Raw genomic sequence first — 18,728 nt, 5'->3', positions numbered from 1 at the left:
TTTGAGGGACTTTCTGTTTATCATGGTGTATTTTAGTGAGTTTTACACTTTTCGTATAAGCCTTGTTCTTTAAGTACTTCAATTAAAGTTTCACCCATTACGGATGGTGTTGCAGCTACTTTCATGCCACATTCGTTCATAACGCGGATTTTTTCATCAGCAGTACCTTTTCCGCCGGAAATAATCGCACCAGCATGGCCCATGCGCTTTCCTGGAGGTGCAGTACGTCCGCCGATGAAGCCGACAACAGGCTTAGTCATGTTTGCTTTTACCCACTGTGCCGCTTCCTCTTCTGCTGTTCCACCGATTTCACCAATCATGATAACAGCATATGTTTCAGGATCTTCATTGAATGCTTTTAATACATCGATGAAGTTTGTTCCGTTAACAGGGTCTCCGCCAATACCAACTGCAGTTGTCTGGCCGATACCTGCTTGAGTTAATTGATGAACAGCCTCATATGTTAAAGTACCAGAGCGGGAAACAACGCCAACATGTCCTTTAGTGTGAATGTAGCCAGGCATAATGCCGATTTTACATTCATCAGCTGTAATCACGCCAGGGCAGTTTGGACCCACTAAGCGAGTCTTCTTGCCTTCCATGTAACGCTTAACTTTCACCATATCCAATACAGGAATATGCTCTGTAATACAAATAGCAAGATCTAGTTCAGCATCAACCGCTTCGATAATGGAATCTGCAGCAAATGGAGCTGGAACATAAATAACGGAAGCATTTGCGCCTGTTGCTTCGACTGCTTCTTTCACAGTATTGAAAACAGGAACACCTTCCACCTCTTGGCCGCCTTTGCCCGGTGAAGTTCCGCCGACGATTTGTGTGCCGTATTCAAGCATCTGCTTTGTATGGAAACGGGCTGTTCCGCCTGTTATTCCTTGAACAATTACTTTTGTGTCTTTATTAATAAAAACGCTCACGTTAATTCCCCTTTCTCTTGATCCTATTTCACTAATGAAACGATTTTTTGTGCGCCGTCTGCCATGGATTCAGCAGCTGTGATATTAAGACCTGACTCAGATAGGATCTTCTTACCTAGGTCAACATTTGTTCCCTCTAAACGAACGACAAGCGGAATAGATAGGCCAACTTGTTTTGCTGCTTCTACTACTCCATCAGCAATGACATCACACTTCATGATACCGCCGAAGATATTAACAAAAATACCTTTTACGTTTGGATCGGAAAGGATAATTTTAAATGCTTCCGTAACCTTCTCAGCAGTTGCACCGCCCCCAACATCAAGGAAGTTTGCCGGTTCGCCGCCATAGTGCTTAACGATATCCATTGTAGCCATTGCCAGTCCGGCACCGTTAACCATACAGCCGATATTGCCATCTAATGCAATATAGCTTAAGTCATACTTGGAAGCTTCGATTTCTTTTGGATCTTCTTCTTCAAGGTCGCGATACTCTAAAACATCTTTTTGACGATACAATGCATTGGAATCGAAGTTTAATTTTGCATCCAAAGCCATTACGTTACCATCGCCAGTTACAACTAACGGGTTGATTTCGGCAATCGAGCAATCTTTTTCAATATAAGCGTTGTAAAGGCCTGTCATAAACTTAACAGCTTTATTGACTAATTCCTTTGGAATATTGATATTAAATGCCAAACGACGTGCTTGGTATGGCATTAATCCAAGACCTGGATCAATTTCCTCTTTGAAAATTTTCTCAGGTGTATTAGCGGCAACTTCTTCGATTTCTGTTCCGCCCTCTTCAGAACCCATTAATACCACGCGGGAAGTAGCACGGTCTAATACTAATCCGATGTAGTATTCTTTTTTAATATCGCAGCCCTCTTCAATTAGGAGACGCTTAACTTCTTTACCTTCAGGTCCTGTTTGGTGTGTAACCAAGGTTTTACCAAGAATTTCGCTGGCATATGTACGAACCTCATCAAGGTTTTTGGCAACCTTAACACCGCCGGCTTTTCCCCGTCCGCCTGCGTGGATTTGCGCTTTTACCACACATACTTGTGTGCCTAATTCTTTCGCAGCTTCAACTGCTTCTTCAACAGTGAAAGCCACTTTTCCATTCGGAACCGCTACCCCATATTTTCTGAGGATTTCTTTCCCCTGATACTCATGGATATTCATTTCCCATCCTCCTAATCAAACTGTTCAAAAAATTTGACTCCGTTTACATTTTATATAATGAAACAAACCTTGTCCACCATTATGCTATAAATAATATTTATATAAAAATCAAGGAAAATAATTAGTAAGATAATACAAAACTATTATTTTCCAAAAATAAAACAGGCTTTATTCAGCCTGTTTTATTATAAATCACTTAAGCTAGATTTATGTACCCAGCGAAAACGTTAATTGATTTGTCAAAGTATCCTTGATGGGTGAGAAGCTCTTACGATGATAAGGAGTGATTCCATACTTGTCAATCGCAAGCAAGTGTTCCTTCGTTCCATAGCCTGCGTTTTCTTGAAAACCATATTGCGGAAACTGCCCCGAAATTTCTTTCATAAGGGAATCTCTTGCTGTTTTAGCGACAATAGATGCGGCTGCAATTGAAATACTTTTGGCGTCCCCTTTAATGATCGATTCTGTCAGGTAAGGAGTGTCAAGTTTCATGGCATCAATGAGCACTACATCCGGGTTTGTTCCTAGATCTGCAATAGCCGATTTCATTGCTTTTTTAGTTGCCTGATAGATATTGATTTCGTCTATTTCTGGAGCATGAACCATGGCCACGCTGAATGCTAGCGCCTCTCTCCTTATGATTTCATCAAATTCAAGCCGTTTTTTTTCGGACAGCTTTTTCGAATCATCAATCCCTGGCAGGAAAAAATCTGTCGGCAAAATGACCGCTGCGGACACAACCGGCCCAGCCAGCGGCCCCCTGCCTACTTCGTCCACACCTGCGATATACTGAAAACCTTGACCGCGGTATTTACGCTCAAAGGCCGTCATTTCAAAAAATTTCTCAGCAAGGCCTTTTTCTTGAGCTCTCTGCTTCTTCCATCTCGCTAGGCAGGTTTGCACCCCTTTTCGCTCATCTCCTTCAAGACTGATTAGGAAAGGGTCGTTATCTGCATTAACGTTATTCAGCTGTTCTTCAATTTCTGCAATCGACAAACGTTTCATTCTAATTCACCTTTTAGGTAGCGTTTAATAAAGCTCCCCCAATAGGAGAGCTTTTCGTTATTCTTCATTTTCAGTTTGAAAATCCTTGGGCCTTTCGAATGATAAAGGACCAAACTTCTCGGAACGGGTTTCTCTGATCACCAATTCCGCCACTTTATCGTAGTCTACCATTCCTCCGCCCATCAAACAGCCGCGGAGCTTGCCGATGTGGTCGAACTTAAGTACAACGTCATCTGGAATGTCGGTAAACTTATAGCGCTCCATCAAGCGTTCAGGATATTCTCGCTCTAAAAAATCCAGGGCGTAAACGGTCAAGTCCTGGAGATTTAAGAGCGTATCCTTGATGGCCCCAGTAATCGCCAATTTCATTCCGACCTCTTGATCCTCAAACTTTGGCCATAATATTCCCGGAGTATCTAGAAGCTCCATTTCTTTGCCTACTTTTATCCACTGCTGGGATTTTGTCACACCCGGGGTATTGCCAGTTTTGGCGATATTTTTTTTCGCCAGGCGGTTAATCAGTGTTGATTTACCGGCATTGGGAATGCCGACAATCATGGCCCGGATGGCTCTCGGCTTTACCCCTTTTGCCCGCATGCGGTCAAATTTCTCTTTCAAAATTTCCTGGGCAGCATTGGCAATTTCCTTCATTCCTTCTCCTGCCTGGGAATTAATCGCAATTGCCTTCACACCTTTTTTTGCAAAAAAAGCAATCCATTCCTTGGTAATATACTTATCGGCCATATCCGCTTTATTCAATAACACCAAACGCGGTTTATGTTGAATGATTTCATCAATCATCGGATTTCTTGATGAGTAGGGAATTCTGGCATCTACTAATTCAAAAATGATATCAACTAATTTTAATTTTTCCGTGACCTCTCTGCGAGCCTTAGCCATGTGACCGGGAAACCATTGGATCGTCAAAGCAGTCACCTCCTTTTACTATGCATTCTGCAAAAATATTATTTATTTCACAGAAACTATATGGGCATCGTTTAGCGGCCAGTAGACGATGCTTGTCTTGCCAATGACTTTACTCATTGGAACGGATCCGATATGACGGGAATCTTTGCTGAAGCGGCGGTTATCACCCATTACAAATAATTCCCCTTTTGGAACTGTTATTTGACCGACCGGTGTTTCTTCCAATGTGAAAGAGTCTGTTAAAGGACCGTCCTCCACTTGTTTTTTATATTCATCCAAATATGGCTCTTTATACGCTTTACCATTCACATATAAAGTGTCATTCTTATATTCGATTCTATCTCCAGGAAGACCAATGACCCGTTTTATGTAATCTTTATGCTCAGGTGCATGAAAAACAATAATGTCAAATCGATGCGGTTCACCTATTTTATAACTCACCTTATTAACAATCATGCGATCCTGATTTTTTAAAGTAGGCATCATTGATAGGCCGTCCACTACTATCGGCGCAAAGAGAAAATAGCGAATTACGGCTGCCAGGATGACAGCAATTAAAAGCGCTTTTGTCCATTCCCAAAATTCATTTTTCTTTTTTGCCATTCTTTTGTCCCCACCAATCCAGTAAAAAATGTCTTATAAAGCCTATTTTACATAACTTAGAACTAATTAACACGAGGGGATTAATGTTTTTAATTAAATTTAATAATTTGTTAATAGATATTTTCACTAGGTATAAAAAAAGAGCTTGCAGAGCAAGCTCTCTTTTTCTTATTAGCGAATTTCTTTAATACGAGCTTTTTTACCGCGAAGTTCACGTAAGTAGTAAAGTTTAGCACGGCGAACTTTACCGCGACGGATTACTTCAAGCTTCGCAATTTTTGGTGTATGAACAGGGAAAGTACGCTCAACGCCTACTCCGTAAGAAATTTTACGAACTGTAAAAGTTTCGCTGATTCCACCACCACGACGCTTAATCACAACACCTTCAAATAGCTGAATACGCTCGCGAGTACCCTCGACAACTTTAACGTGTACACGTACAGTGTCACCAGGACGGAACGCAGGAAGATCAGAACGAAGTTGTTCTTTTGTGATTTCTTCAATTAATTTATGCATCGTTTTCAACTCCTTCCAACAGACGCTCATGCAAAACAAGAATTTATCAATTGCAGCGGAACATCGTTATAAGACATTAAACTGATAGACTCAGCTCAAGTCACAAGAAATATCATAACATAATCTCAAAGCCCCTGCAATACTACTTGTATTCTTTTTTTACTTCCTCCAGCCACTTTTGTTGTTCTGGTGTTAGTTCTACTTGTTCAAATAGGTCAGGTCTTCTTAATAGAGTTCTTCTTAGGGTTTCTTTATTGCGCCATTCTTCAATTAACTTGTGATTGCCGGATAATAGTATATCCGGCACCTTCATGCTGCGGAAATCAGCAGGCCTTGTATAGTGAGGGTGTTCAAGCAGACCTGTACTAAACGAATCCTTCATATGGGATTCTTGATTGCCAAGCACCTCGGGGAGCAGACGGACAACACTATCAATCACAACCATGGCACCAAGCTCACCGCCTGTTAAAACATAGTCGCCTATTGATATTTCATCGGTGACCAAATACTCCCTGATTCTTTCATCATAGCCTTCATAATGACCGCAAATAAATATCAAATGTTCCTCGCCGGCCAATTCTTCCGCTTTCCTTTGGCTGTATCGCTCCCCTTGAGGGCAAAGCAAAATGATTCTTGGGCGGCTGCTGTTAGCCTGTTCTGTAAGTGAGGCAACCGCATCAAAAATCGGCTGCGGCTTTAAAACCATGCCAGCACCGCCTCCGTATGGATAGTCATCCACAGAGGAATGCTTGTTATCGGAGAATTCACGGAAGTTCACGACATTGTATTGGACAGCTGACTTTTCCGCTGCTTTGCTTAAAATCGAACTCCCTAGTACCCCGGTAAACATCTCAGGAAAAAGGGTAAGAATGTCGATTTGCATCATGACAATAGTCCTTCCATTGGTTCAATAAGGACAACCTTTTCCTTTACATCCACTTTCTTGACAACATCATGGATATACGGGATTAGAACCTCTTTTCCATCTTTTCCTTTGACCACCCAAACATCGTTCGCACCCGGAGTAAGGATTTCAGTAATCTTTCCAAGCTCTTCCCCATCGATTGTGGCCACGAGACAGCCGATAATTTCATGATAATAGAATTCATCTTCCTCGAGTTCACTTAGCTGTGACTCCGGAACCTTCAAAATTCCTTCACGAAACTTCTCCACCAGGTTAATATTTTCATACCCTTCAAACACAAGCAAATCAAAATTTTTATGGCTGCGGTGGCTTTTAACAGTTAATTCAAGCGGTGTGCTTGATGCCTTTTGAAATAAATATAATGTATTCCCCGGTTTATAGCGTTCTTCCGGAAAATCGGTTTTCGAAATGACGCGGACTTCTCCTTTTATACCATGGGTATTGACGATTTTACCAACATTGAACCATCTTTCCATATGTACTCACCTTCTAATTTCCTCAATGATACCATCTTTAATAAGAATCTCAGGCTGTAAATCTTGGTCAATCCAAAGGTCCCCTGCTTTAACCTCAATGAGAGCCTGGACTTCTTTTTCCTTTAATTCGCTGCCTATTGGTAGGATATGTAATTGTTCTATTTGAAAATCAAGTAATTTTATTTTTTCTCGTCTCATTTCAATTTCTTTTTCAAAGTGCTTTTTTAGTGTGCCCTGAGGGTAGCTTTTTGATTTTTCCAAGCGTTTTAATTCGAATTGAAGCTGGTCGCATTCTTTTTCAAACTGCCGTTTCCTTGCATGATACTTGTCAAAAAGCTGTTGTTTGCTTTTTTCGGTTAAGATTTGCTTCACCACAACGGATTGGATAATTTGCATGTTTATTGCCCCCTTAAAAATTTGAACAACTAACAAAAAAGGGAGGACTTTGATCCCTCCCTTTCTTTCTTGATGCAAAAAGCTATTCACCAATTTCCAAGAAAATCTTCTTTTGTTGTGATGATCCTGCTGCGTAGACAACAGTCCTAATGGCCTTTGCAACACGCCCCTGCTTGCCAATCACCTTACCGATGTCCGTTTTATTGACGGTTAAGTGATAGGTGATTCGAGTATCATCTTCAATGGTTTCAACCCGAACTTCCTCAGGAAAATCAACAAGGGGCTTAACAATCGTTTCGATCAATTCTTTCATCGCTTCTCCACGATTACTTGCTTAATTTTGCATTGTGGAATTTTTCCATAATGCCTTGTTTTGAGAACAAGTTACGTACTGTATCAGATGGCTTTGCGCCGTTTTGCAACCACTTAAGAGCTAGTTCTTCGTTGATTTGAACTAAAGCTGGCTCAGCAACTGGGTTGTAAGTTCCAACTGTTTCGATGAAACGTCCATCACGTGGTGAACGAGAATCTGCTACTACAATACGATAGAAAGGAGTTTTCTTAGCTCCCATACGCTTTAAACGAATTTTTACTGCCATTTTAAATAAGCACCTCCGAATAGTTTCACACAAGATAGTATAATACCAATTGTTTTTTTATTTGTAAAGTGTTTTTTCTTTACAGTTATTATTTCCAAATTTTTACGTCCTAAAACGGTTTAAAAGGAAATTTAAATCCACCTTTTTTCTTGGCTTTTTGCTGCATGCCAGACATTTGCTTCATCATTTTCTTCATGTCCTCAAACTGTTTTAACAGACGGTTTACCTCGGCAACGGTACGTCCGCTTCCTGCGGCAATCCGGCGTTTACGGCTTGAGTTCATGATTTCAGGGTGAAGCTTTTCTTGTTTCGTCATCGACCTGATAATGGCCTCAACATGGGCTATTTGCTTTTCATCGATTTGCAGATTGTTCAAACCTTTGATTTTATTAGCGCCAGGCATCATCTTTAACAGTTCGTCAAGCGGACCAAGTTTGCGGACCTGCCCTAACTGGTCGAGAAAATCATCAAGTGTAAACGACGCTGTCCGCATTTTCTGCTCAAGCTCTTTGGCTTTTTCTTCGTCGATATTGGCCTGTGCTTTTTCAATTAAGGTCAGCACATCACCCATGCCCAAAATCCGTGATGCCATTCGCTCCGGATGGAACGGTTCAAGGGCATCCATCTTTTCACCCATACCAATAAATTTAATCGGTGTCTGAGTGACCGACCGGATTGACAGAGCAGCACCGCCCCTTGTATCACCGTCAAGCTTGGTCAGTACGACCCCAGTCAGGCCAAGCTGTTCATTAAAGCTTTGTGCCACGTTGACAGCATCTTGACCTGTCATCGCATCGACAACGAGAAAGATTTCATCCGGCTTGGTCAGTTCCTTAATGTCCTTTAGTTCGTTCATTAAGGTCTCATCAACATGGAGCCGGCCGGCGGTATCGATCAGAACATAATCATGATGCTCTTCTTTGGCTTTGGCGATGGCTTGTCTGGCAATTTCAACAGGACTTACCTGGTCACCAAGGGAGAAAACAGGCATACTTAATTGCTTGCCTAGTGTTTCAAGCTGTTTGATTGCGGCTGGGCGATAAATATCGGCAGCAACGAGCATCGGCTGTTTGTTATACTTCTTCCGCAGCAAATTAGCCAGCTTTCCTGAGGTCGTTGTTTTACCAGCCCCCTGCAGACCAACCATCATGATGACGGTTGGCGGGCGATTTGACACGGCAATTTTGCTTTGCTCGCCACCCATTAATTCCGTTAATTCTTCGTTAACGATTTTAATGATTTGCTGTCCGGGAGTTAAGCTCTTTAGTACCTCTTGTCCAACGGCGCGTTCGCTTACCTTTTTGACAAAATCTTTGACGACCTTGAAGTTAACGTCCGCCTCAAGCAGGGCGAGACGCACTTCACGCATCATTTCTTTTACATCCGCTTCAGTGACTTTCCCTTTGCCGCGGATTTTTTGGATTGTATTTTGCAGTCGGTCGGCTAATCCTTCAAACGCCATTTATCCCAACTCCTAATCTAAATTCTCCAGCTCAGCGATTGTGGCTTGCATCGCCTGCTTGCTTGGCTGCTCTTTATCGAGCAGTTCTTTCAGAAGCTTGACGAGCCGGTTGCGTTCCTGAAATTTTTGAAATAATAATAGCTTTTCTTCGTACTCCTCGAGCATTGCCTCTGTCCGTTTGATATTATCATAAACGGCCTGACGGCTGACTTCGTATTCTTCGGCGATTTCACCGAGTGAGTAGTCTTCCAAATAATAGAGAGACATATAGCTTTGCTGCTTTGGCGTTAACAGCGAATGATAGAAGTCGTACAGGTAGTTCATTCGTGTTGTCTTTTCAAGCATGCCGCATCCCCCTTTTGTAAAGCGAAAAGCCTTTACGAAGTAGTTTACATGGGCGAACCGTTAGTGTCAAGCAAAACATCTTTACATTATTCTATTCAGACATTTCAATCTGCTCCGCGAATAGTCCATAGACGTATTTTTCGGCGTCAAATTCTTGCAGGTCGTCCATTTTTTCCCCCAGCCCTACGAATTTAACGGGGATTTTCAATTCGTTGCGGATCGCTAGGACGATTCCGCCTTTGGCGGTTCCGTCGAGTTTGGACAGGACAATTCCGCTTACATTGGTGGCTTCTTTAAAGGTTTTTGCCTGAATGAGTGCGTTTTGGCCGGTTGTGGCATCAAGCACCAAGAGAACTTCGTGCGGCGCACCCGGGATCTCCCTTTCAATTACCCGCTTCACCTTTTCAAGCTCTTTCATCAGGTTTACTTTGTTTTGCAATCTGCCTGCTGTATCGCAGATGAGAATATCAGCGTTTCTTGATTTTGCGGCCTGGATGGCATCATACATGACAGCTGCCGGATCAGAGCCCTCAGCCTGCTTAATGGTTTCGACTCCCACCCGGTCTCCCCAAACCTCAAGCTGATCAATCGCACCGGCACGGAAGGTGTCTCCAGCCGCTAATATTACTTTTTTTCCCTCGGACTTAAACTTATAGGCAAGCTTGCCGATAGTAGTTGTTTTACCGACACCATTTACTCCTACGAATAGAATTACCGTCAGTCCATCCTTCTGAATATTTAATTGCGATGACTGTTCTTCCCCTGAATTATAAATATCGACCAGCTTTTCAGAGATGACACTTTGGACTTCAACAGGGTCCTGAATATTTTGGCGCTTTACCTCCATTTTCAGCTCATCGATTAGTTCCATAACTGTATCAAAACCGACATCCGCCTGGATTAAGATTTCTTCGAGCTCTTCAAAGAATTCCTCGTCCACTTTTCGGTATCTTGCAATCAGGTCGTTGACCTTGCCGGAAAAGCTGTCCCTTGTTTTGGTGAGTCCATCCTTAAATTTTTCTGTTACATTATCCGTCGACTTTGTAATCTTTTCTTTTAATTTTTTAAAAAAACTCATTTTCTCACTTCCTGATCTTATGATTCTACTAGTTCTTTGGTATCCTCCAAGCGGACCGATACAAGCTTTGATACGCCGGATTCCTGCATTGTCACCCCGTAAAGGACATCGGCGCCCTCCATTGTCCCTTTTCGATGAGTGATAACAATAAACTGGGTTTCCTTACTAAAGCGTTTTAAATATTGACTGAAACGGTGGACATTGGCCTCATCTAAGGCGGCTTCAACCTCATCAAGGATACAGAATGGAACAGGCCGTACCTTTAAAATCGAAAATAACAGAGCAATTGCCGTTAAGGCTCGCTCTCCCCCAGACAAAAGCCCTAGATTTTGCAGTTTTTTACCAGGCGGCTGGGCAACGATTTCAACACCGGTATTCAAGAGATCTTCTGGCTCTGTTAAGATTAGGTCTGCGCGGCCGCCGCCAAATAACGCCCGAAAAACAGGTTCAAAATGTTCCCGGATTCCCTCGAAGGTTTGGCTGAACCGTTTCTTCATCTCTTCATCCATTTCTCCAATGACCTGGAATAGTGTATCCTTTGCTTCTTGAAGATCAGCCTTTTGTTCACTTAGAAATTCATAGCGTTCCGATACCCGCTCATATTCTTCAATCGCACCAAGATTAACATGACCTAGCTCTTCAATGGCAAGCTTAATCAATTTCACCTTTTTGCGGGCTTCTTCGACCGGAACAGTTAGTGGGAATTGCTCCTTGGCTCCCTCAAAGGATAATAAATACTCCTCTCTAAGGTGCGTCAGCCTGTTTTCAAGCTCTACATCCAAACGGTTCATTTTTACTTCCTCGTCCTTGATGGCGATGGTTAATCCTTTATGAACTCGTTTTAATTCCTTTGTTTCAAGCTCCAAATTCTCCAGGTCGCCTTGCAGCTCTAGGCGTTCCTGTCTCCTGGCCGCAATCAGCTTAAGCGTATTTTCTTTGTCCTGCTGCTTGCGTTTAGCGGCTTCCTCTAGCTGCTCCTCACCGGTTGAACTGTTGGTCATTTCCGCTGTCAGGAAATTCAGGTCCTCGGTGAAAATAGTCAGTTTTTGTTCGTTTTCAACGATATCCCGCTTCATTTCCTCGAGCCGTTCTTTTGCATGTAAAAACTGTTCATTTTTTGAGGCAAATTCAATCTTAAGTTCATTTATCGCAGTGGTGAGCGATTCTTTGGATGTTAAATCCTTTGTCTTTTGATTTGTCAGGATTAGGATTTTCTGATCCAAGTCAGCAATGGTCTTTTTAAATGTTTCTAGTGAGTCGGACACCTTCGTTTTTCTTGCCAAAAGTTCTGAACGGTCTTTGGCTATTTGATTCTTTTCTAAATCATAAATGGCCAGTCGGTCATTAATATTCTTTTCTTCAAGCTCCGCTTCTCGTAAATCCCCTTTAATCGACTGCTCCGATAGTCTTAAATCCTCCCCGGATTTGCGGATTTCCTCAAGCGCAGCTTCTGAGGTCTGCACTTCCTCTTTCAGGGATTTAACGGTCTTCTCTAACTCAGCCGTTTTATCTTCCATGATGACCAGTTTTTCTTTTAAACCCTCTAGCTCTGTTTTTCGTGATAATAAAGATGAACTTTTTTGTTTGACGGCACCACCTGTCATCGAACCGCCAGGATTTACGACGTCCCCGTCTAGGGTTACCAGGCGTACCCGATATTGCAGCATCTTTGCCAGTTCATTAGCCCCTTTTAGGTCCTTTGCGATGACTACATTACCAAGAAGATTATTCATAACCTCTGCATATTTCCCGTCAAACTGAACGAGGCTTACTGCCGTTCCAATTAAAGCTGGATAGTGTTGTATTAAATTCAATTGAGCCGCTGATAAGGGCCTTCCTTTAATGACCGTTAATGGTAAGAAGGTGGCGCGGCCAAAAGAATTTTGTTTAAGGTATCCAATTGCTTTGCGGGCGTTTTCCTCAGTATCTACGACGATATGCTGTAGAGCTCCTCCGAAGGCTGTTTCTAGAGCTATTTCATATTCCTTCGGAACAGTGACGAGTTCAGCAACGGCACCTTCAATGCCGGCAAGCTTTTTTCCACGCTCCTTAAGGATTTCCTTAACCCCTTGAAAAAAGCCTGCAAAATCCTCTTCCATTTCTTCGAGCATTTCTTTTTTTGATTTTGCCTGCTGAAGCAGCTGATATGCTTGGTATAATGTTTTTTCCTGTTTTTGATAATTGGCCCTGAGTGACTCCAGCTTTCGCTGCTGCTCGCGGAACGTGACAACCTGTGCTTCCAGCTTAGCCTGAATGTCAACTAATGAAGACTGAACCTGCTGCTTTTTAGTTAGGGCCGTCTCCCGTTCTAACAGGAATTTTTCATTTTCCGCATCAAGCCGCGTACTTTTATGATCCTGCTGCTCAAGCTGTTCGTTGATGTATTTCCACTCATTTTTAGCACCGGCCTGCTCATTTAACAGGTCAATATACTCACTCTTTAAGCTATCAATTTTCTCATCTAAATTTTCCGCAAACAAATGAAGCTTCTCTTGCTTTTCCTTCAGTTGGGCCTGCAAGTCCTTAACCTGTTTCTCCAATGTGTTGAAAGTCTCAATTTGCAAGTCCCGGGCACCTGACAGCTCGGAGATACGATTCGTTAAATCATTGATATTTTGCTTGAGCTGATCTTTATTTTGCGATGCGTTTTTCTTCCGTTCTTTCAGGACCTCCTTACGCCCTTCAAGCTTTTCAAGCTCTTCACTGGCATGAAGGAGGACATTCTGAAGGTCGGTTATCGACTCATCCAACGCAGCAATTTGATCCCTTATTTCAACAATCTTTGCTTCTTTTAGCTGCAAATTCGAAGAAATCCCAAGTTCTTCGTGTTGATGTTCATCAAGCTGTTTCGAAAGGCTTTCCCACTTTTGATGGAGGTCTTCAATTTCATACACCGTCAACGAAACCTCGAATTTTTCAAGCTCTTCCTTTTTCTCCAAATAGTCTTTGGCCATGGATGCCTGAATTTTTAATGGTTCTACCTGGCTTTCCAGCTCAAATAAAATGTCATGAACCCGATTGAGGTTCTCCTGGGTTTCCGAAAGCTTCAATTCAGCCTTTTTTTTGCGGTTTTTATATTTTAATACCCCGGCCGCTTCCTCAAAAATAGTCCTTCGGTCTTCAGCCTTGCTGTTTAAAATTTCTTCTACCTTTCCTTGGCTTATGATTGAGAAGGCTTCCCTGCCAAGCCCGGAATCCATGAATAAATCAATAATATCCTTTAACCTGCAGTGCTGTTTATTAATATAAAAATCGCTATCCCCTGAGCGAGTAACCCTTCTCGTGACACTTACTTCGTTATAATCAATCGAGAGTCCCTGATCCTGATTATCTAATGTCAAGGTTACTTCGGCAAAATTGACCGCTTTTCGCGTATCGCTGCCGGCAAAGATGATGTCCTCCATTTTGCTGCCTCTTAGTGATTTGGCCGATTGCTCCCCCAACACCCAGCGGATGGCATCGGTAATATTACTTTTGCCGCTCCCATTTGGACCAACCACTGCGGTAATGCCAGGGACAAACTCCACGCCAACTCGCTCCGCAAAGGATTTAAAGCCAATAATGTCCAACCGTTTTAAAAACATTCATTAATCCTCCTAAAATGCCCGGGGATTTCTCCTCAAAAACTTCTTTTGTTAATTCTGGGCTGACTCATTTTTCAACATTTGTAGTGCCATTTGAGCGGCATGCTGTTCTGCTTCCTTTTTCGACCTTCCTGTACCTACGCCAAGCTCAGCGCCGTTTAAGGTCACTTTAGAGACAAACTCCTTATTATGGGCAGGGCCTTTTTCTTGAAGGACACAATATTCAATCATGCCTGATCCATCTCTTTGGATTAGCTCCTGCAATTGGCTTTTAAAATCCATCACATGAGAAAAAGCACCAGCATCAATTTTAGGAAAAACGACCTTTTCAAGAAACTGAATAACCACTTCGATTCCTTTATCCAAATAGAGAGCGCCGATGAACGCTTCAAACACATCGGCCAAAAGAGCAGGGCGCTCCCTGCCGCCGGTCATTTCTTCACCCTTGCCAAGCAAGATTAGTTTGCCAAAATGAAGTTCATTCGCAAATGCTACCAGGGATGGTTCACATACTATGGCAGCTCTAAGCTTGGTCAATTCTCCTTCGGTCATAGTCGGATATTTTTTAAAAAGGAATTGGGAAATCGTCAGTTCCAGCACAGCGTCTCCTAAAAATTCGAGCCTCTCATTATCTTCAAAAGGTTTTCTGCGATGCTCATTCACATATGATGAATGGGTGAAAGCCTGTTTTAGTAATTTTTCGTTTTCAAATATGACACCGATTGAATTTTGCAGTTCCTTAAATTGTTTTTCGTTTGCGCGATTGTTTATTTCTTTTTCCTTCCAGTTCTTGCGCATTAAATTCTCCACCTTGTTTCCAATTTGCATAGCCTAAGTTTAAGTAATTTACGTTTAAAACGCAAAGAAACTTGGCAAATGTTGTGCCAAGTTCTATATTACAGAATAAAGCTCCGTTTGAAAACGGAGCTTTAGGAATTATTCCAAGAAGATTACTTTTGGCTTTCTATGTAGGTCACAGCATCACCAACAGTGCTGATTTTTTCGGCATCTTCGTCGGAAATTTCCATATCGAATTCATCTTCTAATTCCATCACTAGTTCTACAACGTCAAGGGAATCTGCGCCAAGGTCGTCTTTGAAAGACGCTTCAAGTTTAACTTGAGATTCGTCTACTCCTAAACGGTCAACGATGATCTTTGTTACACGCTCTAATACTTCTGCCATCACTTTCACCTCCCCTCAAGTATTATAGTGATTTTCCTGAATGAATACAAATTGTTTTTTTTGTCCAGCTGCAGCGCCTAGGGGCTCGGGGTCATAAGCCAATCCGTCAAGAAGGCTAAAGAGCAGCCTTCTCGCCGGCTCGACTTATGCCTGTCGCCCCTGATCAAGGCGCTTCCGCTTTTCTATTTACATTACCATGCCGCCGTTGATATGCAGCGTTTGTCCTGTAATGTATGCAGAATCATCGGAAGCAAGAAATGCTGCGGCTTTGGCGATGTCCTTTGGTTCGCCAAGTCTAGCTAACGGAATTTGTTTTAACATTTCCGTTTTTACATCCTCAGGCAGTTTATCGGTCATATCTGTTGTAATAAACCCTGGGGCGATCGCATTAACCGTAATATTGCGGGACGCCAGTTCCTTTGCGGTTGTTTTCGTTAAACCAATCACACCGGCTTTCGCTGCCACATAATTGGCCTGACCAGGATTTCCGCTTTCGCCGACAACAGAGGAAATATTAATAATTCTGCCAACCCGCTGTTTCATCATCTGTCTTGTAACAGCCTTTGTGACCAGGAAGACTCCCTTGAGATTAATATTGAGGACATCATCCCATTCTTCTTCCTTCATTCTCATTAACAAATTATCCCTTGTTATTCCAGCATTATTAACAAGGATGTCGAGCCTGCCAAATTGCTCAATAACCGCCTTGACCATTTCACTTACTTCTTCAGTATTTGAAACATTACATTTAATCGCGAAAGCTTCTTGGCCGAGAGCCTTAATCTCGTCGACAACTTCATTTGCCTTAGCTTCACTTCCGGAAAAATTAACCGCTACATTTGCTCCCTGCCTTGCCAATTCAAGAGCAATTTCCCTGCCGATTCCCCGTGATGCACCGGTAACGAGAGCAGTTTTTCCTGCTAAACTCATAGTTTTTCCTCCTTCAACGCGTCGATTACTGCGAGTGAACTTTCCTCATCTGATACAGAATAGATTTTCACCGTTTTATCGATTTTCTTGATCAAGCCGGAAAGAACCTTGCCCGGACCAATTTCAATAAAGGTATCGACACCTAATTCAATCATTTTTTGAACAGAGTCTTCCCATAAAACAGGTGAATATAGCTGTTCAATTAATTTATCCTTTATTTCAGCCGAGGAGGTAACCGGTTCAGCCGATACATTGGCAACTACCGGTACCTCGGCATCTTGCATATCGATTCCATCTAAAACTTCACGCAATTGTCCGGATGCAGGTTTCATCAGCGGTGAATGGAACGGACCACTCACTTCCAATGGCAGGACCCTCTTGGCACCTGCTTCTTTTGCTTTCGCTCCTGCATCTTCAACGCCTTTTTTGGATCCGGAAATGACAATCTGCCCTGGGCAATTTAAATTGGCAAGGGCCACCGGATTGCCCGCATTTGTCACTTCTTCGGTTACCGCAGCTAACTTATCCCGATCAAGACCAAGAACTGCCGCCATGGAGCCTTCCCCATTAGGCACGGCATTCTCCATGAACTCGCCTCTTTTTCTAACGGCATATACGCCTTCTTCAAAACTCATCACGCCTGCCGCCACAAGGGCTGTATACTCCCCTAAGCTGTGACCGGCGACAAAGTCTGGTTTAACCCCTGAATTTCGGAAGAACGATAAAACCGCCAAACTGGTGGTTAAAAGGGCTGGCTGTGTATTAATTGTCAGTGTCAAATCTTCTTTTGGCCCTTCAAAAATCAGCTGGCTCAAAGGGACTTTAAGAGTTTCATCCGCCTTTTTAAAATAGGACATCACTTCAGGATATTTTTCTGCCAGATCTTTACCCATTCCAACTGTTTGGGAACCTTGCCCAGGAAACACAAAAGCTATTTTACTCAAAATAAGAATCCCCCTATCGTACTATGGTTTCGTTATTTGCTTCGACGGTTTGTTTAATTAAGCCGACTACATCGTTAGTAACCATTTCTCTTGTCTGGCGGATGGCACTAAAGACAGCCTGGGCATTTGATGAACCGTGTGCCTTAATAACCGGTGCCTTTAGACCAAATAACCCTGCCCCGCCGTATTCTGAATAATCCAGCTTACCTTTCAACTGCATTAAATTCGGTTTTAAAACGGCTGCTGCCAGCTTGCTTGTAAAACTGCTCATCAGCGCTGTTTTCAACATCTTAAACATGGAAAGGGCCGTTCCCTCAATAGTTTTCAACACCATGTTACCTGTAAAACCATCCGTTACGACGACATCAGCGACGCCATCAAGCAGATCACGAGCCTCGACATTGCCAACAAAATTCAAATCTGACTGTTTTAAAAGATCAAAAGCATGTCTTGTTAGTTCATTGCCTTTCTTCTCTTCTGTGCCAATATTTAAAAGTCCGACACGTGGACTCTCAATCCCTCTTACTTTTTTACTATAAATGGAGCCCATGATGGCATACTGCACTAGATGTTCCGGTTTAGCATCGGCATTAGCGCCCACATCAAGCAATAAAAATCCTTCCCCACCAATGGTCGGTAAAGTTGGGGCTAAAGCAGGCCGGTCAATTCCTTCAATTCTTCCGACTACAAAAAGTCCGGCAGCCATGAGCGCACCTGTATTCCCCGCGGACAAACAGGCATCTGCTGCACCATCGGCAACTTGTTGGGCTGCCAGAACCATAGAGGCCGTTTTTTTGCGGCGGACTGCTCTTACCGGTTCATCTGTTCCGAGAATAACTTCTGTCGTATGTAAAACCGTAATCCGGTCATGTTTCTTTAATGTTTCGTTAATTTTATTTTCATCCCCGACAAGGGTAATATGTAAGTCTGGAAAGGTTTCTACAGCCTTCATGGCTCCCAAAACGATTTCCTTTGGGGCATTGTCTCCGCCCATTGCATCAATCGCAAGTTTCATATGTCTCATCCTTTAGTTGTTTTTCGAACGGTACATTTGAAAATCACCCGTAAAAACAAGTTCATTATTTACGAAGCTTGATACCTGGACCAACGTCCGACCAGTCACATCATCAATATTCATGACCCTTGCTTTGGCAATGACCCGTTCATTTAATCTCACGGAGCGCTTAAATTGGATGTTGGCTTTTGCTGTTAATGCTAATTCATCGTTAATGACCGCAACAGCAAGCGAATTTGCCTGGGCAAATAAGTGATGGCCCCGGGCAATTTGGTTTCGTTTAAAAACATGCTCCTCTTTTACATCAAAAATAGAGATGGCGCTCTGGTCTAGTTCCATATCAATGATTTCCCCGATTACCTCTTCAAGCGGAAGGGAACGAACCTCATCATCGAAGCGTTTTTCTGCGACTGTTTTAATTCGTTCGCGAAGCTCGGGTATCGATAATTCCAGGCGGTCTAAGCGAATCGTTTGGACACTTACCTGAAACTTTTCAGCAAGCTCTTCATCGGTTATAAATGGATTTTCTTGAATGGTTGAGCTAAGCAGCTGCTGACGTTCTTTTTTGCTTCTTCTCATTTTTCACACCGTCCGAAAACTTATGACTAGGTACTAAGAGT

At 42.7% G+C, this 18,728-nt stretch carries 21 protein-coding genes; all 21 read right to left on the bottom strand.

Annotated features, from left to right (window positions below; genetic code table 11):
• Positions 1-32 precede the first annotated feature (32 nt).
• The 21 genes from sucD to fapR all read right to left on the bottom strand — a co-directional run bounded on the left by sucD (position 33) and on the right by fapR (position 18,687).
• Entirely contained in the window at positions 33-935 is a 903-nt protein-coding gene (gene sucD / locus ACFPA1_RS02315) for a succinate--CoA ligase subunit alpha (RefSeq protein ID WP_213140779.1), read from the bottom strand.
• A gap of 23 nt (positions 936-958) precedes the next feature.
• A complete protein-coding gene (gene sucC / locus ACFPA1_RS02310; RefSeq protein WP_213140780.1) occupies positions 959-2,119 on the bottom strand; it encodes an ADP-forming succinate--CoA ligase subunit beta in 1,161 nt (386 codons plus the stop codon).
• A gap of 207 nt (positions 2,120-2,326) precedes the next feature.
• Entirely contained in the window at positions 2,327-3,124 is a 798-nt protein-coding gene (locus tag ACFPA1_RS02305) for a ribonuclease HII (RefSeq protein WP_213140781.1), read from the bottom strand.
• A 57-nt stretch (positions 3,125-3,181) separates the two neighbouring features.
• Positions 3,182-4,051: a ribosome biogenesis GTPase YlqF gene (gene ylqF, locus ACFPA1_RS02300; RefSeq protein ID WP_213140782.1), complete on the bottom strand. Its 870-nt coding sequence runs from the start codon at positions 4,049-4,051 to the stop codon at positions 3,182-3,184.
• Positions 4,052-4,093: 42 nt separating this feature from the next.
• Entirely contained in the window at positions 4,094-4,654 is a 561-nt protein-coding gene (gene lepB, locus ACFPA1_RS02295; protein WP_213140783.1) for a signal peptidase I, read from the bottom strand.
• A gap of 171 nt (positions 4,655-4,825) precedes the next feature.
• Complete coding sequence (rplS, locus tag ACFPA1_RS02290; protein ID WP_213116348.1) at positions 4,826-5,170, bottom strand: 50S ribosomal protein L19; 345 nt, start codon at positions 5,168-5,170, stop codon at positions 4,826-4,828.
• Between the two features lie 142 nt (positions 5,171-5,312).
• The gene (gene trmD / locus ACFPA1_RS02285) at positions 5,313-6,056 is read right to left on the bottom strand and encodes a tRNA (guanosine(37)-N1)-methyltransferase TrmD (protein ID WP_378581084.1); all 744 of its coding nucleotides are present in this window, start codon (positions 6,054-6,056) and stop codon (positions 5,313-5,315) included.
• Positions 6,053-6,571: a ribosome maturation factor RimM gene (gene rimM / locus ACFPA1_RS02280; protein WP_213140784.1), complete on the bottom strand. Its 519-nt coding sequence runs from the start codon at positions 6,569-6,571 to the stop codon at positions 6,053-6,055. Before rimM ends, trmD begins: the two co-directional genes overlap by 4 nt.
• A 6-nt stretch (positions 6,572-6,577) precedes the next feature.
• Positions 6,578-6,967 (bottom strand): YlqD family protein, encoded by a 390-nt coding sequence (locus tag ACFPA1_RS02275; protein ID WP_213140785.1) that lies wholly within the window; start codon positions 6,965-6,967, stop codon positions 6,578-6,580.
• A gap of 82 nt (positions 6,968-7,049) precedes the next feature.
• On the bottom strand, positions 7,050-7,280 hold the full coding sequence (locus ACFPA1_RS02270) for a KH domain-containing protein (protein WP_213116351.1): 231 nt from the start codon (positions 7,278-7,280) through the stop codon (positions 7,050-7,052).
• 13 nt (positions 7,281-7,293) lie between these two features.
• Positions 7,294-7,566 (bottom strand): 30S ribosomal protein S16, encoded by a 273-nt coding sequence (rpsP, locus tag ACFPA1_RS02265; protein WP_213116352.1) that lies wholly within the window; start codon positions 7,564-7,566, stop codon positions 7,294-7,296.
• Positions 7,567-7,675: 109 nt separating this feature from the next.
• A complete protein-coding gene (gene ffh / locus ACFPA1_RS02260) occupies positions 7,676-9,028 on the bottom strand; it encodes a signal recognition particle protein (protein ID WP_213140787.1) in 1,353 nt (450 codons plus the stop codon).
• Between the two features lie 12 nt (positions 9,029-9,040).
• Positions 9,041-9,373 carry a putative DNA-binding protein gene (locus ACFPA1_RS02255; RefSeq protein ID WP_378581080.1) on the bottom strand — a complete coding sequence of 111 codons (333 nt, stop codon included), beginning with the start codon at positions 9,371-9,373 and terminating at the stop codon, positions 9,041-9,043.
• 91 nt (positions 9,374-9,464) lie between these two features.
• Positions 9,465-10,451: a signal recognition particle-docking protein FtsY gene (ftsY, locus tag ACFPA1_RS02250; protein ID WP_378581078.1), complete on the bottom strand. Its 987-nt coding sequence runs from the start codon at positions 10,449-10,451 to the stop codon at positions 9,465-9,467.
• Between the two features lie 17 nt (positions 10,452-10,468).
• Positions 10,469-14,035 carry a chromosome segregation protein SMC gene (gene smc / locus ACFPA1_RS02245; RefSeq protein WP_378581076.1) on the bottom strand — a complete coding sequence of 1,189 codons (3,567 nt, stop codon included), beginning with the start codon at positions 14,033-14,035 and terminating at the stop codon, positions 10,469-10,471.
• A gap of 51 nt (positions 14,036-14,086) precedes the next feature.
• The gene (rnc, locus tag ACFPA1_RS02240) at positions 14,087-14,833 is read right to left on the bottom strand and encodes a ribonuclease III (RefSeq protein ID WP_213140791.1); all 747 of its coding nucleotides are present in this window, start codon (positions 14,831-14,833) and stop codon (positions 14,087-14,089) included.
• 152 nt (positions 14,834-14,985) lie between these two features.
• A complete protein-coding gene (acpP, locus tag ACFPA1_RS02235; protein WP_213116358.1) occupies positions 14,986-15,219 on the bottom strand; it encodes an acyl carrier protein in 234 nt (77 codons plus the stop codon).
• Between the two features lie 186 nt (positions 15,220-15,405).
• A complete protein-coding gene (gene fabG / locus ACFPA1_RS02230) occupies positions 15,406-16,149 on the bottom strand; it encodes a 3-oxoacyl-[acyl-carrier-protein] reductase (RefSeq protein WP_213140792.1) in 744 nt (247 codons plus the stop codon).
• The gene (gene fabD, locus ACFPA1_RS02225) at positions 16,146-17,093 is read right to left on the bottom strand and encodes an ACP S-malonyltransferase (RefSeq protein WP_378581073.1); all 948 of its coding nucleotides are present in this window, start codon (positions 17,091-17,093) and stop codon (positions 16,146-16,148) included. The genes fabG and fabD overlap by 4 nt, the downstream gene beginning before the upstream one ends.
• A gap of 13 nt (positions 17,094-17,106) precedes the next feature.
• Positions 17,107-18,108, bottom strand: a complete 1,002-nt coding sequence (plsX, locus tag ACFPA1_RS02220; protein WP_213140794.1) for a phosphate acyltransferase PlsX — start codon at positions 18,106-18,108, stop codon at positions 17,107-17,109.
• A 12-nt stretch (positions 18,109-18,120) separates the two neighbouring features.
• The gene (gene fapR / locus ACFPA1_RS02215; protein WP_213116362.1) at positions 18,121-18,687 is read right to left on the bottom strand and encodes a transcription factor FapR; all 567 of its coding nucleotides are present in this window, start codon (positions 18,685-18,687) and stop codon (positions 18,121-18,123) included.
• Between the last annotated feature and the right edge of the window lie 41 nt (positions 18,688-18,728).

It is taken from the genome of Neobacillus sp. GCM10023253, assembly GCF_042653105.1.
GTDB classification, from domain to species: Bacteria; Bacillota; Bacilli; order Bacillales; family Cytobacillaceae; genus Neobacillus; species Neobacillus citreus.
The sequence above is the reverse complement of the archived record's forward strand: the minus strand, read 5'-3'. Positions and strand labels throughout refer to the sequence as shown.

What these genes read in the sequence shown, in the direction of transcription:
- ACFPA1_RS02275 (WP_213140785.1), bottom strand. Translation starts at nt 6,967, where the DNA reads ATGCAAATTATCCAATCCGTTGTGGTGAAGCAAATCTTAACCGAAAAA.
- sucC (WP_213140780.1), bottom strand. Translation starts at nt 2,119, where the DNA reads ATGAATATCCATGAGTATCAGGGGAAAGAAATCCTCAGAAAATATGGG.
- ACFPA1_RS02255 (WP_378581080.1), bottom strand. Translation starts at nt 9,373, where the DNA reads ATGCTTGAAAAGACAACACGAATGAACTACCTGTACGACTTCTATCAT.
- smc (WP_378581076.1), bottom strand. Translation starts at nt 14,035, where the DNA reads ATGTTTTTAAAACGGTTGGACATTATTGGCTTTAAATCCTTTGCGGAG.
- plsX (WP_213140794.1), bottom strand. Translation starts at nt 18,108, where the DNA reads ATGAAACTTGCGATTGATGCAATGGGCGGAGACAATGCCCCAAAGGAA.
- ftsY (WP_378581078.1), bottom strand. Translation starts at nt 10,451, where the DNA reads ATGAGTTTTTTTAAAAAATTAAAAGAAAAGATTACAAAGTCGACGGAT.
- rnc (WP_213140791.1), bottom strand. Translation starts at nt 14,833, where the DNA reads ATGCGCAAGAACTGGAAGGAAAAAGAAATAAACAATCGCGCAAACGAA.
- fapR (WP_213116362.1), bottom strand. Translation starts at nt 18,687, where the DNA reads ATGAGAAGAAGCAAAAAAGAACGTCAGCAGCTGCTTAGCTCAACCATT.
- fabG (WP_213140792.1), bottom strand. Translation starts at nt 16,149, where the DNA reads ATGAGTTTAGCAGGAAAAACTGCTCTCGTTACCGGTGCATCACGGGGA.
- trmD (WP_378581084.1), bottom strand. Translation starts at nt 6,056, where the DNA reads ATGATGCAAATCGACATTCTTACCCTTTTTCCTGAGATGTTTACCGGG.
- ffh (WP_213140787.1), bottom strand. Translation starts at nt 9,028, where the DNA reads ATGGCGTTTGAAGGATTAGCCGACCGACTGCAAAATACAATCCAAAAA.
- rpsP (WP_213116352.1), bottom strand. Translation starts at nt 7,566, where the DNA reads ATGGCAGTAAAAATTCGTTTAAAGCGTATGGGAGCTAAGAAAACTCCT.
- rplS (WP_213116348.1), bottom strand. Translation starts at nt 5,170, where the DNA reads ATGCATAAATTAATTGAAGAAATCACAAAAGAACAACTTCGTTCTGAT.
- ACFPA1_RS02270 (WP_213116351.1), bottom strand. Translation starts at nt 7,280, where the DNA reads ATGAAAGAATTGATCGAAACGATTGTTAAGCCCCTTGTTGATTTTCCT.
- acpP (WP_213116358.1), bottom strand. Translation starts at nt 15,219, where the DNA reads ATGGCAGAAGTATTAGAGCGTGTAACAAAGATCATCGTTGACCGTTTA.
- ACFPA1_RS02305 (WP_213140781.1), bottom strand. Translation starts at nt 3,124, where the DNA reads ATGAAACGTTTGTCGATTGCAGAAATTGAAGAACAGCTGAATAACGTT.
- rimM (WP_213140784.1), bottom strand. Translation starts at nt 6,571, where the DNA reads ATGGAAAGATGGTTCAATGTTGGTAAAATCGTCAATACCCATGGTATA.
- lepB (WP_213140783.1), bottom strand. Translation starts at nt 4,654, where the DNA reads ATGGCAAAAAAGAAAAATGAATTTTGGGAATGGACAAAAGCGCTTTTA.